Source organism: Parabacteroides sp. AF39-10AC (assembly GCF_003635405.1).
Taxonomy (GTDB): domain Bacteria; phylum Bacteroidota; class Bacteroidia; order Bacteroidales; family Tannerellaceae; genus Parabacteroides; species Parabacteroides distasonis.
Genome location: NZ_QTLP01000002.1, coordinates 250,114 through 263,293, shown reverse-complemented (window position 1 = coordinate 263,293; position 13,180 = coordinate 250,114). Strand labels below are relative to the sequence as shown.

Here is a 13,180-nt window from a genome sequence, read left to right as displayed (position 1 = left end):
CTTACCGTTTTAAGGAAGGTGGACTTTTCTCGAAATCCTCGGCGGTGTTATTGGAATCTTTCCAGCGGAAGCGTTTCCCCTCTTGCTCATATTTCCGACGCATTGCCAGGCCGGAGCCGCCGGACGTGGCTATACCCGGACTCACATCCATAGAAGATGGGATACGTGTGTAAGCTACCGTAGAGGTTGAAGAGACGAAATTTGCGATATCCAGCACCCAATCAGCGGGTATATGGAGGTATTTTAGCGTATTGAAACTCTCAGGTTCTTTTTGGATGTGATCCGGATTGGCGATCCATTCTCTTAAGTCCGTTTTGGGACGGAACAAGAGGATCGTCGGGCCGTTCATGGAAAACAGATAGGAGAAACCGGTGCCACGCCATACCAAGTTTAGAGGTTTTACACCGGCGGAGATTTGGCTTCCGGTCAAGATAGGATCCCAAAAAGCCCATTCCACGCTGGATAAATCGAGCGAGGCCGGAACTCCCACTTCGCTATTGGTATGGTTTATGGCGTTAATCGCTATCGTTTGTCGCTCCCCCGGTTGAATGGGATATTCGGCTCCCGTTCCCGGAAACTCCCAGCACATCATGAATAAAGGTATTTCTTTCATATCGGTATGGAGCATCCATCCGGAAGGCTTTGTCACGCTTACGGGTCCTGCTTGTGCGATACATAGGCCATCTAGGAAAATCAAGTCATCGGAGTTATTGACCAACGTGAGGTATTGATCTTTGTTATAGACATTTTTCCCGTCAGGCCAGAGACAACCGCTGAAATAAATCTCGCTAATCAGCAGACGGCCTCGTTCGGACACTTCCAAAGGTATTTCCACGGATCGTTCTTCTCCATTGGCCTCGAACTGGATATTGGAGAGGCTACCACTCAATATATAATCCCTGTTGCCAGTCGTGGTTTCCTGATTTGCGGAGATTGCGCATATGCCAGCGGTTAGTTCAAATAGAGCTAGTCCATTTGTGTCGGTGGTCGTGGTGTAGACACAGCCTATACTTTGATTGATTAGTGTGACCGGGATATTCGCCAAGGAGATATCTGCGTATCCGGAAGGTTTCTTCAATTGGATATGGATACTCCCCGTTTTGAAATACTCATTCTCGCATCCTGCCAGAAAACACAGACAGAGCAGGTGGGTGAGGAGAGAAAGATGTTTGTCTATCATGAATATGGGGCATTGTGCTTAATAACTGTAGACAAATATATGTGATTTTTTTATATTTCCATTTAGGAGCTAAAAACATTAACATGTGTTCTTCTTATTTCGGTAGCTTCAGCACGAACCGGATCAAGGCCACGAACACCTTCCCGTACCGGTCCAGCTTGATTTGCCCCACGCCCCGGATGTCGCTGAACTGGTCCAAGGTGACCGGTTTCTTCTCCACCATGTCTTCCAAGGAATCGTCGGAGAAGATGATATAAGCCGGCGTATGCTCTCGCTCGGCAATTTGCTTGCGAAGCTGGCGGAGGGAGTCCAGCAAGGTCTCGTCCGTGGAGGCGGACCGGATCGGCCGGATCGGCTGGGCTTTGAAGGAGGATTTCCGCTCGCCTCTCCGGACGGGGCGTGTCAGCTCATCCGGTTCCCGATAGATGACGAGCTGGGCCTTTTGCTCCCCGTACAGGACACGCCTGCCTAACGGGGTCATCCGCAAGACACGCTCGGCGGCGTAGTCGATCTCCATGTACCCGAGTTGGATCATCTGGTAAATGTACTCCTTCCATTCCTTATAAGAGAGGTCCCGTCCGGCGCCGTACGTCTTTAGCTTATCGTATCCTCTCTCCAAGAGTTCCGCCCGACCGGAGGCACGTAATATGTCGATCAGCATTTGCATGCCTACATGCTCGCCGGTCCGGATGACGGCGCTCAGCGCTTTTTGTATCAAGACACTGCCATCGAAGCGTTGCGGAGGGTTCTTGCACACGTCGCAGTTGCCGCAATCATGGTCCGCTTCCTCGCCGAAGTAACTGAGCAGGACACGGCGGCGGCACATATCGGACTCGCAATACCGTCTCATCCGGTTTAGCTTCTCCAAGTTCACCTCGCTTTGGCCACTCTCCTCGGCGAAACGGCGAAGTACGATCAAGTCGCTCAAGGAATAGAACAGGAGGGTATCGCTTTTCATCCCGTCCCTTCCGGCACGGCCGATCTCTTGGTAGTAATTCTCGATACTCCCCGGCATGCTGTAATGCACGACCCAACGGACATTACTCTTGTCGATACCCATCCCGAAAGCTACCGTGGCGCACACCACGTCCACCCGGTCGTTGATGAAATCGTTCTGGGCCTGTTCCCGTTGGGCGGGCAGGAGGCCGGCGTGGTAGGCGATCGCCTTGATATTATACATCGCCAACTCATCGGCCAGCTCGGTCGTATCGTTGCGGCGCATGCAATAGATGATACCGCTCTGCTCCCGGTGCCCCCGGATGAAATGGACGATGGCGGCGATCTTCTCTTTCTTGTTAAGTCCCCGGCGTACCGTGAGGGAGATATTCGGGCGGTCGAATGACGATATGAACGTTTGGGGCGTGCGAAGCCGTAACTGCTCTAGGATATCCTTCCGGGTGATTTTATCGGCGGTAGCGGTCAGGGCCACGACCGGGACTTTCGGGAAACGTTCCTTCAAGATCGCCAGTTGCGTGTATTCCGGACGGAAGTCATGTCCCCAATGCGATACGCAATGCGCCTCGTCGATAGCGATGAGCGAGATGTCCAGCCGGGGCAGGAACCAGTCCGCCTCCATCTTGATCCGTTCCGGGGAGATATACAATAATTTGATCTTGCCCTGCACGCAAAGTTGCTTCACCTGTTGTTGCTCCTCTTCCGGCATCATACTGTTCAACGCCGCCGCCGGGATGCCGTTGGCGATCAACCCCTCTACTTGATCCTTCATCAAGGCGATCAAGGGGGACACCACCAAAGCCGTACCCGGCAGATAGATAGCCGGTAGCTGGAAACAGATCGACTTGCCTCCACCCGTGGGCATCAGCACCAACGAGTCCTCTTTCTGTAAGATACGCTGTATGATGTCCGCCTGCAAGGGACGGAAGGAGGTATATCCGAAGAACTTCTTCAGTAGTAGTAATAATTCTTTCATATCGCTTTACGGGCATAAAAAGCGCAAAGATAGTTTATATCATAAAGTTTTACTACCTTTGCCCGCATTATTTACATAACGAGCCGTGATGGCTCACCCTATTTTAGAATGACATTTGAAGATTTAGATTTGATAGAGCCGATATGTAAGGCTCTCGTGCAAGAAGGTTATACGACTCCAACACCTATACAATCAGAAGCGATTCCCATCGTTTCGCAAGGTTATGATTTATTGGGTTGCGCCCAGACAGGAACCGGTAAGACGGCGGCGTTCTCCATCCCGATTATCCAGCGGTTATATCTCCAGAAGAAGAAAGGTTACAAACGGGGTATCAAGGCATTGATCCTTACGCCTACCCGTGAGCTTGCCATCCAGATCGGAGAGAGCTTTGCCGCTTACGGCCGTTTCGCCGGATTACGCCATACGGTGATATTCGGCGGGGTGGGACAGAAGCCCCAGACGGAAGCCTTGGAAAGAGGCATCGATATATTAATCGCTACGCCGGGACGTCTGCTGGACTTGATCGGACAAGGATTCATCCACTTGGATACCTTGGAGTATTTCGTCTTAGACGAGGCGGACCGTATGTTGGACATGGGCTTTATCCATGACATCAAGCGTATTTTACCGCTATTGCCCAAGAAACGCCAGTCCTTGTTCTTCTCCGCTACCATGCCCCCTGAGATCGAGCGCTTGGCAGGTACGATCTTGAGCGAGCCGCAAAAGGTGGAAGTAACCCCGGCCTCATCGACCGTGGATGCGATCGACCAATCCGTTTATTTCGTCGAGAAGGCCGAGAAGATCAACTTGCTGAAAAGCTTGTTGGAGAACCCGGAACTGGAATCCGTATTGATCTTTACCCGTACGAAACACGGGGCGGACAAGGTGGCCCGTGTCTTGTCGAAAGCGGAGATAGGGGCGGAGGCGATCCATGGCAACAAGAGCCAGACCGCCCGCCAGCGTGCCTTGACGAATTTCAAGGATCATACGACCCGTGTGCTGATCGCTACGGATATCGCCGCCCGTGGAATCGACGTGGATCATCTGACGCACGTCATTAACTATGAGCTTCCTAACGTACCCGAGACTTATGTACATCGGATCGGGCGTACGGGTCGTGCGGGCCGTGAAGGTGTGGCTTTCTCTTTCTGCGACGCCGAGGAGGTACCTTTGTTAAAAGATATCCAGAAACTGATCGGCAAGGAAGTCCCCGTAGCTGGTGGCCATATGTATGAGACCAAGGAGGTGAAAGCCGCCGTAGCCGAGAAGAAAGAAGCGATCAAGCAAGAGTCGAAACGCCGTAATATGTTCGGAAGCAAACGTGACGGCAGTTACTGGCGTAACAAGAAGCGTGCCGCCAATTCCTCTAAGTGATCTAAGTTATTGTATTGCAACGACGTATAGTGCCAGTTCTTTCTATGGCATTGGCACAGTCGTGCCACGCTGGTGGCATAGCCGTGCCACAACGATGGCAAGGGCGTGCCATAAGGATGGCACAGCTATGCCACCCGGTTCGTCACCTAAGTATCCAAACAGTCCGCTTTAGCGAGCTGTTTGGCGCTATTACCCTATACTTTCTTTTAAAATGAGGTAATCTCTGGAATATTTCATTATTTTTGTGATTCAATTGTGAGTGAAACTTAAGGGTTGACGTTTGTGCTGATTGTAAAGGAGGACATAATATCTCGGATCAATAATGGCGATGCCAAAGCATTTGAACAATTATATACGACCTTCTACGTGTACTTGTGCGCCGTAGCGACTAAATATGTCTATAATTCGGAGGCGGCACGTGAGATCGTTAATGATGTTTTTATGAATGTATGGAATCACCATTCGGCGTTAATACATCCGGTAAACGCTTATTTAATTCGCTCGGTACGTAATTATTGCCTGAATTATTTAAGAGATAAACGCCAGCAAGAAGTCCCTTTATCAGATGTACAAGAAAACTTATTGTCGATACAAGAGTTGCAGATAGACGCCGATCCCCATCCGTTGGCTTATCTGGAGAATAAGGAATTCGAGGAGAAAATCTATCGTGCCGTGGATTCCTTGCCCGCTAAATGCCGGGATATCTTCGTGCAATATCTTTACCATAACAAGACCTATGAGGAAATAGCGATAATAAATCATATCAGTTCCAGTACGGTACGAGTACAGATCAAGATCGGTTTGGCGAAGTTGCGTGAACTTTTAGGCGATCTTTACCCTCTTTTCTTACTTATATTTAATTTTTTCGAAAAATAATTGGAATCTCCTTAAACGGAATCTCTAAAACATGTGTATATAATAGAAACCGGGTTGAAAACCGGCTCCTTTGTTAATATCATGGAAATAGAGAATAAACACATAGAAGATTTAATTTATAGCTACCTCATGGGAGATATATCCGAGGAGGGGCGAAATGAATTACTACAATGGTTGGAAACGGATGACGCTCATAAACAACGCCTTTCCGAGATGGCGGATTGTTGGGCGACGGCGCATGTACCTTTGTTTGCCTCTGATATGAAAGCCGATTTCCAAAAACATTTCGGGGCACTTATCGATCCCGCTATTCCTTCTGAAAAGAATCATTGGCTAAATTTTCGGTTTTTAGGAAAAGTTGCCGCCTCGGTCTTGATCGTGGTATCGGTGGGGACTGCCTCTTATTATATAGGTACGAGACATAATCAGCCGAAATCTGCCGCCTTGGCTTATTTTGAGACGACAACTCCTATGGGAGCCCAAACGAAAGTCGTTTTGCCGGATCAATCCGTGGTTTGGGTCAACGCGGGTTCCACGTTGAGATATGGCAGTGATTTCAATACGAACGGACGTAGCGTACAATTGGATGGTGAGGCTTACTTCGAGATTACCCGGGATTCCCTTAAGCCTTTTATCGTAAAATCAAAGAGATTGGATATCAAGGTTCTAGGAACTAGCTTTAACGTAAAGGCTTACGGAATGGATGAAACGACCGATGTCACTCTGGTGTCGGGAAAAGTAAACGTGAGCTTGCGGGATGAGGTTGCCCATGCGGGCGATGTGACCTTGACTCCAAACCGGAAACTAAGCTTTAATAAGCAGACCAATAAGGTAAGAGTCAGTGAGGTGGATGCCAAGGATGCTCTCTCTTGGATGGACGGTAGCCTGAAATTCTCCGAACAACCTTTCATGAGTATCGCCAAGGATTTGGAACGTAAGTTCAACGTGCGTATCCGCGTCGAGAGCGATCCTTTGAGAAAGGAAATCTTCTCCGGCAGCTTTACGAAAGATTATTCGTTGGATAAGATCCTTCGTGAGGTGGACGTGGATCATAAATATGTGTGGACTCGTTCGGGAGATGAGATTATTATAAAAGATAAATAAAAATACAAACCTTAATCCTAAGGTGTAAGTGTGGAAAATAGTATAAACGAGAAAATTATTTATTAAATCTAACTTTAATGGAAATGAACTATTTCAAGAAGACCGGTAAGATGATGGTAGCCGCATGTATGCTTGCGGGACTGCCGTTTATTCCCGGTACGGTTTCAGCGTCCGAACTTCAGACACAAATGATGTCTGTTCAAATGGAAAGTACGACATTAAAAGAACTTTTCGATTTGATCGAGGAAAAATTCAATTACACGTTCCTTATCCGTAACAATGACATCAATCTGAATGAGCGTATCTCAATCGACATGTCGAACCGTTCGGTCGAGGAGATTTTGACGACGGCGCTGAAAAATCAGCATGCTGATTTTGTTGTAAACAACAATAGGATTGTTGTTTACAAGTCATCTTCTAATCCAAATGAATTGAGAAACACGGAGAGAATGGTGGCGCAGCAGACGATTACGATTTCAGGTACCATTGTTGACGTGGTGACGGGTGAGCCGGTAATCGGCGCGAACGTGCTTGTGAAAGGCACTACGAACGGTACCAGTACCGATTTCGATGGAAAGTTTAGTTTGGAAGCTCCGGCCGGAGCTACTTTAGTCGTTTCTTACATCGGTTATGTGAACCACGAGGTTAAGGCGACTAGCGCTCCGATGACTATCCGTATCAAGGAAGACACTCAGAACCTTGAGGAGGTGGTTGTTGTTGGTTACGGTGTGCAAAAAAAGGAAAGCTTGACGGGTGCCATGCAGGTGGTGAGCAACGAGAAATTGTTGGATGCCACTAGCCCTACGGTCGAGAACTTATTGTCTGGTAAGGCTCCGGGCGTACAGGTTACTTCGGGTGGTGGTCAGCCGGGCGCTGCCGGTAAAGTGGTGATCCGTGGTAAGTCTACGGTAAACGGTAGCACGGACCCTCTTTGGATCGTGGATGGCGTAATCGTAGGTACGGATGCGGGTAGCTTGAACCCGGCTGATATCGAGTCTATGTCTATCTTGAAGGATGCCGCTTCAACCGCTATCTATGGTTCTCAAGGAGCGAACGGTGTTATCGTGGTGACTACGAAGAAAGGTAAGATCGGAAAAGCTACGATCAACGCTTCCGTAAAGATGGGTGTGAACCAGTTGCACCGTGGAAACATGAATATGATGAACGGCGAGGAATTATATGATTATTATAAATCTTTCGCAAATCAAGACGCCCTTCCGAGTTATTTTACGGAGGATTTGCGCAACCGTAACTTCGACTGGTGGAAAGAGGGTACGCATCTGGGCTTCGCTCAAGATTACAATGTTTCTGTTTCCGGAGGTTCCGAGAAGATCAAGACTTATACTTCCGTTGGTTACTACGATGAGGATGGTGCCGTGAAAGGATATGACTACAAGCGTTATAACTTACGTTTCAATGTGGATTACCAAGCGACGGATTGGTTGACTATCAAACCTAAAGTATGGGCTACCCGTAGCGACGTGATGGACCAGCAACAAGATCTAGGCGCTATCATGTACGTTAATTTCCCTTGGGACTCCCCGTATGACGAGAATGGCGACTTGATCCAGCAATACAGACCTTCAAACTGGATTAATAGTGATGCTACCAATTACTTGTATGATCTGCAATGGAATTACGACAAAAGCACCTCTTATGAGTTCATGGGTAACTTTGACTTCGATATCAAGTTTACCGATTGGTTGACTTTCTCATCCGTGAATAACTATAAATATAATAGTATCCTTTTTAAGAGCTATCAGGATCCTCGTTCTAAGGCGGGAGAGGCAGATAACGGATTATTGCAAGATAAAACCACTGCCTCCTATAGAGTATACAGTAACCAATTGCTCCGTTTCAACAAAGTATTCGATAAGCACTCTATCAACGCTATCTTGGCTTATGAGTGGAATACCTATACACAAGAGATCAAGGATCAGACAGCGGCTAGTTTCGCTCCGGGTTTCTCTGTAGCCGATGTCGCTACTACTCCTAAGACGATAAAGGGAGAGCAAAAAGAGTGGGCCGTACAATCTTATTTGTTCAATGCCAACTATGCGTATGATAATCGTTATTTGTTGTCTTTCTCATTCCGTCGGGATGGTGCCTCCAACTTTGGTACGGACGCTAAATATGGTAATTTCTTCTCCGTCAGCGGTGGTTGGAATATCCATCAGGAGGAATTCTTCAAGGCTAAGGATTGGGTACAACAGTTGAAGTTACGTGCAAGTTATGGTTCCGTAGGTAACCGTCCGACCGAATTATATTCTCAATATACGGTGTACGCCATGTCTACGGGATATAATGGTGATCCGGGTGCGGTAATCGAACAGAAGGAAAACAAGAACCTGACTTGGGAGAAGACTTATACGGCAGGTGTAGGTATCGACGCTATCTTGTTTGATCGTTTGACTATCAACTTGGATTATTATAATAAGAAAACAACCGATTTGCTTTACAAAGTGCCTCTGCCTGGTGTAACGGGTATTGTTGGTATCTATCGTAATGTGGGTGCCGTCAAGAATAATGGTTTCGAGGTCTCGATGAACGTGGACATCTTGAAAGGGGGCGATTGGAGTTGGAGCGTCGCAGCTAACTTAGGTCTGAACCGTAATAAGATCACTGAGTTATATGGTGGCAAGAGCGAGATCATCACTTCTAACGCCGGTTCAAGTTATGCCATTTCGATGGATAAGATATTGACTCCGGGACAAGACGTGGATACTTGGTATGGTACCGAATGGGCAGGCGTAGATCCGGAGACAGGTTCTCCGTTATGGTATACCACGAATGAGAATGGGGAACGTGTAACGACCTCGAATTATAGTGACGCATCTAAGCACCAGACTATAATAGGTAAGTTGAGCCCCGATTTCTACGGAGGTTTCTCTACTGACTTATCTTGGAAAAACATTGATCTCTCCGCTGTCTTCGGTTATTCCGTAGGAGGTGATATTTATAATTACGACCGTTCGATGTATGATAGTGACGGCGCTTATGTAAATTATAACCAGATGAATTTGAAGGAAGGTTGGAATCGTTGGGAAAAACCGGGCGATATCGCTACCCACCCCAAGGCGGAATATGGCAATAAGAGCCAATCCAGCAAGGGATCTTCCCGTTATCTGGAGGACGCTAGCTACTTACGCTTACGTAGCTTGACGTTAGGCTATACATTACCTTGGAAGATTCAGTATGTAGATAATATCCGTCTTTCTTTCTCGGGTGAGAACTTGTTTGTCCTTTCCGGTTTCTCCGGAGTTGACCCGGAACTTCCGGCTGAGGTTGGCAATAAATACAAGGCAGGCTCGGTTGGTGTGGCGATCTCTCCGTACCCACAAGCTCGTAAATTCATGTTTGGTCTAAATGTTACATTTTAATTAAAGGAATCATAATGAAAAAAATCGCTATAGTGGCTCTTGCGGCAGCGGCCACGTTCATAACAAGCTGTGATATCGAACGTCTACCTTACGATAAGTACACGGAAGACAAGATCATGGAGGACAAAGATGCCGCGGTGGATGTTTTGCTAAACGGTTGTTACGCAAAACTGAAAAAGGCATCCGAACACTTGCATTATTGTGGTGAGTTCCCGGGGGATAACGTTTGTAAGGATAAACCGACAACCAATCCGTTCGGTACTTATTTTACCTATCAGCATACGGTAAATAACGGTGGTCTTACTACGGTTTGGAACAGTGCCTATAATATCATCTCACAGACTAGTTCTTTGATGAAGATGATTAATGAGGGCGAGTCTGCTGAGTTGGATCAGAAGTTGGGCGAGGCTTATTATATGCGCGGCATGATGTACTTCTATCTTTGCCGTGTGTTTGGCCGTCCTTATTATCAGGAACCGGAGAAGAATCTGGGCTTGCCGATCGTAAACGGTATGCCTGAGGATATGGATAATCTGGATCTTCCGGATCGTTCGTCCGTGAAGGATACGTATGATCAAGCTCTGTCTGACTTGAAAAAGGCGGAAGAGCTGATGACAACGTTTAAATCTACCGCTTATGCCTCAAAATATGCGGCTCAAGCTTTATTGGCGAAGGTCTATATGTATATGAGTGGCACGTTTGAGAATCCGAATAAGGAATATGCCCAATTATCTTATGATTATGCGAATACGGTAATCGAGAGTGGCCAGTTCTCTATGTTGGACCGTGCTAACTTTATGCGTTATAATGAGTTCGCTCCGGATGCCGCTTCACAGACAGAGACTATTTTCGCCGTGAAGTTTATAGCCTCAGACTGGGAAGATTGGGGTGATCCGCTAGGAAGTATGTACGCTGAGATCGATGGTCAAGGCTGGGGTGAGGTTTACGCCAGCGCTAAGTATATGGATTTGTTGCATGAGACAGGAAAAGGAACCGATGCACGTGAGGCGTTTATCCATCCGCAATATAAGGAAGACGCCAATGGAAATCAGATCCCCGCTTTCCGTTTTGTAGCTAACTTATATACGGACGGCAAGATTTCCGGTTACGTATATCGTCAAGGTGAGACCAAGGAAGTAGGAGGTAAGTTAATCGCTACGGTAGATGGTGAAGAATATACATTAACTCCGGTAGATGTGGACAATAAGCGTTATTCTATTAGCTATAAGGGAGAAACGTATGAGGGAGATTATGACTACTTTATGTTGGAAAGTCAAGGTAACCCGAAATTCTATAGCTATAAGTGCTCTAAGCAAGATGGCTATCCTCACCTTTATTCTCCGGTTATCTCTCGCTTAGGTGAGTTATACCTGATTCGCGCCGAGGCTAGCGCTAAATTAGGAAACTATACAAAAGCATTAGCCGATTTGAATACCGTTCGTACCCGTTCCTTACCTAACGCCGGATATAAATCTTTGGATGCGACAAACGCTCATGAGCTTATCATGAAAGAACGTCAGTTGGAATTAGCTTATGAGGCTGACCGTGGTTTTGATGTATATCGTGTAGGCGATACGATGAAACGTCATTACCCGGGATTCCATGACGGCGTGCCTGAATATCCTGCTACCAGCCCGTTGGCTATCCAGTATATTCCGCAGTCTGAGATTAACGCTTATCCGGGTACATTAACTCAGAATCCGTAATAAGCGATGAATAAGTATTGTATAATGAGTGTGTTGGCAGGGTTTTCCTTGCCAACAACTTTAATAGCTCAATCAGCTCCCCGGCAACCTAACGTGGTGATCATCGTAGCTGATGATCTCGGGTATGGTGATCTAAGCTGTTACGGGGCTCATCGCATACAGACTCCGGGAATGGATCGTATCGCAAATGAAGGCATACGCTTTACGCAAGGTTATTGTACGGCGGCTACTTCTACCCCCAGCCGGTATTCCTTGCTTACCGGATTATATCCTTGGACAAATAGGGAAGCCAAAATACTTCCCGGCAATGCGGCTCTGATTATCAATACTCAACAGGTTACCTTGCCGAAGGTGATGAAGCAAGCGGGCTATGTCACCGGCTCGGTCGGCAAATGGCATCTGGGATTAGGTGACGGGGCGGTAGACTGGAACAAGCTGGTTTATCCCGGAGCGAAAGAGATCGGTTACGACTATTCTTTTATCCAAGCTGCTACCAATGACCGGGTTCCCTGTATCTTTATCGAGAATGGGAGAGGTGTAAACCTCGATCCGAACGATCCTCTCTATGTCAGTTATAAGGAGAATTTCCCCGGGGAACCGACTGGGAGGGATAATCCTGAATTACTGAGAATGCTCCCGAGTGTCGGGCATGCCGGCGCTATCGTAAACGGTGTACCTCGAATTGGTTTCCAGAAAGGAGGCAAGACCGCCCAATGGAAAGATGAGGATATGGCAGAGTTGTTCCTTGAGAAGGCGAAAGGTTTTATGAAAGAGAATAAGGATAAACCTTTCTTCCTGTACTATGGCTTGCATCAACCGCATGTACCTCGTGTACCGAACGAGAGATTTGCGGGTAAGTCGGGGATGGGACCTCGTGGAGATGTTATCTTGGAAGCGGATTGGTGCGTGACCGAATTCTTGAAGGAAATGGATAAGTTGGGGCTAACGGAAAATACATTAGTTATTTTCACTAGCGATAACGGACCGGTTCTGGATGACGGTTATCAAGATCAAGCCGTGGAATTGGTAGGGGATCATAAGATGGCCGGACCGCTTCGTGGAGGAAAGACGAGCTTGTATGATGGTGGGACCTGTATCCCGTTCATGCTTCGTTGGCCTGCGGAAGTTAAGCCGGGCGCTGTGTCGGATGCCTTGGTTTGCCAGATGGATTTGTTAGCCTCGCTGTCGGCGTTGATCGGACAGACCTATTCTGATAAGGTAGATAGCCAAAACACCTTGCCTGTATTTCTAGGAAAAGGTGGTAATGGGCGAAAGGAACTTGTCTTGGAAGGTTATTTCAATTATGCGCTACGTGATGGTGATTGGGTCATGATCCCACCGTATCCGGATACCTATGGCGATGCGGAGGAGGCTGCCTTTGCCGGAAATAGTAACTGTTATCAATTATATAATGTAAAGGAAGACATCGGTCAGCAAGTTAATTTGGCGGAAAAAGAACCTATAAGACTTCGACAGATGATGATGACCTTCGAGAGGCTAAAAAGGGAAACCGGAAAGATAACGAACTTTTAGTCTTGGACTCTTTATTTTTCAAAATACTCAATAACGTTTTGATTGAAAAAATATTTTTTTAATTTTGTATCCTCAAAACACAAACTAATTTATAAAA

8 protein-coding genes are annotated in these 13,180 nt (G+C 47.1%); 6 read left to right on the top strand and 2 right to left on the bottom strand.

Going from position 1 to position 13,180, the window contains the following annotated elements:
• Position 1: 1 nt before the first annotated feature.
• Positions 2-1,180 carry a DUF4876 domain-containing protein gene (locus tag DW033_RS03005; protein WP_005862191.1) on the bottom strand — a complete coding sequence of 393 codons (1,179 nt, stop codon included), beginning with the start codon at positions 1,178-1,180 and terminating at the stop codon, positions 2-4.
• A 94-nt stretch (positions 1,181-1,274) separates the two neighbouring features.
• Entirely contained in the window at positions 1,275-3,110 is a 1,836-nt protein-coding gene (recQ, locus tag DW033_RS03000) for a DNA helicase RecQ (protein WP_005862193.1), read from the bottom strand.
• Between the two features lie 108 nt (positions 3,111-3,218).
• Here recQ and DW033_RS02995 point away from each other — a divergent pair, with 108 nt between their 5' ends.
• From DW033_RS02995 to DW033_RS02970, 6 genes are all read left to right on the top strand, one after another.
• Entirely contained in the window at positions 3,219-4,484 is a 1,266-nt protein-coding gene (locus tag DW033_RS02995) for a DEAD/DEAH box helicase (protein WP_008772118.1), read from the top strand.
• Between the two features lie 273 nt (positions 4,485-4,757).
• On the top strand, positions 4,758-5,360 hold the full coding sequence (locus tag DW033_RS02990) for an RNA polymerase sigma-70 factor (RefSeq protein ID WP_122379678.1): 603 nt from the start codon (positions 4,758-4,760) through the stop codon (positions 5,358-5,360).
• 81 nt (positions 5,361-5,441) lie between these two features.
• On the top strand, positions 5,442-6,464 hold the full coding sequence (locus DW033_RS02985; protein ID WP_008778340.1) for a FecR family protein: 1,023 nt from the start codon (positions 5,442-5,444) through the stop codon (positions 6,462-6,464).
• A gap of 77 nt (positions 6,465-6,541) precedes the next feature.
• Positions 6,542-9,844, top strand: a complete 3,303-nt coding sequence (locus DW033_RS02980; protein WP_122382426.1) for a SusC/RagA family TonB-linked outer membrane protein — start codon at positions 6,542-6,544, stop codon at positions 9,842-9,844.
• 14 nt (positions 9,845-9,858) lie between these two features.
• Complete coding sequence (locus tag DW033_RS02975) at positions 9,859-11,550, top strand: RagB/SusD family nutrient uptake outer membrane protein (RefSeq protein ID WP_044545791.1); 1,692 nt, start codon at positions 9,859-9,861, stop codon at positions 11,548-11,550.
• Positions 11,551-11,556: 6 nt separating this feature from the next.
• Positions 11,557-13,083, top strand: a complete 1,527-nt coding sequence (locus DW033_RS02970) for an arylsulfatase (protein WP_048927326.1) — start codon at positions 11,557-11,559, stop codon at positions 13,081-13,083.
• Positions 13,084-13,180: the final 97 nt, after the last annotated feature.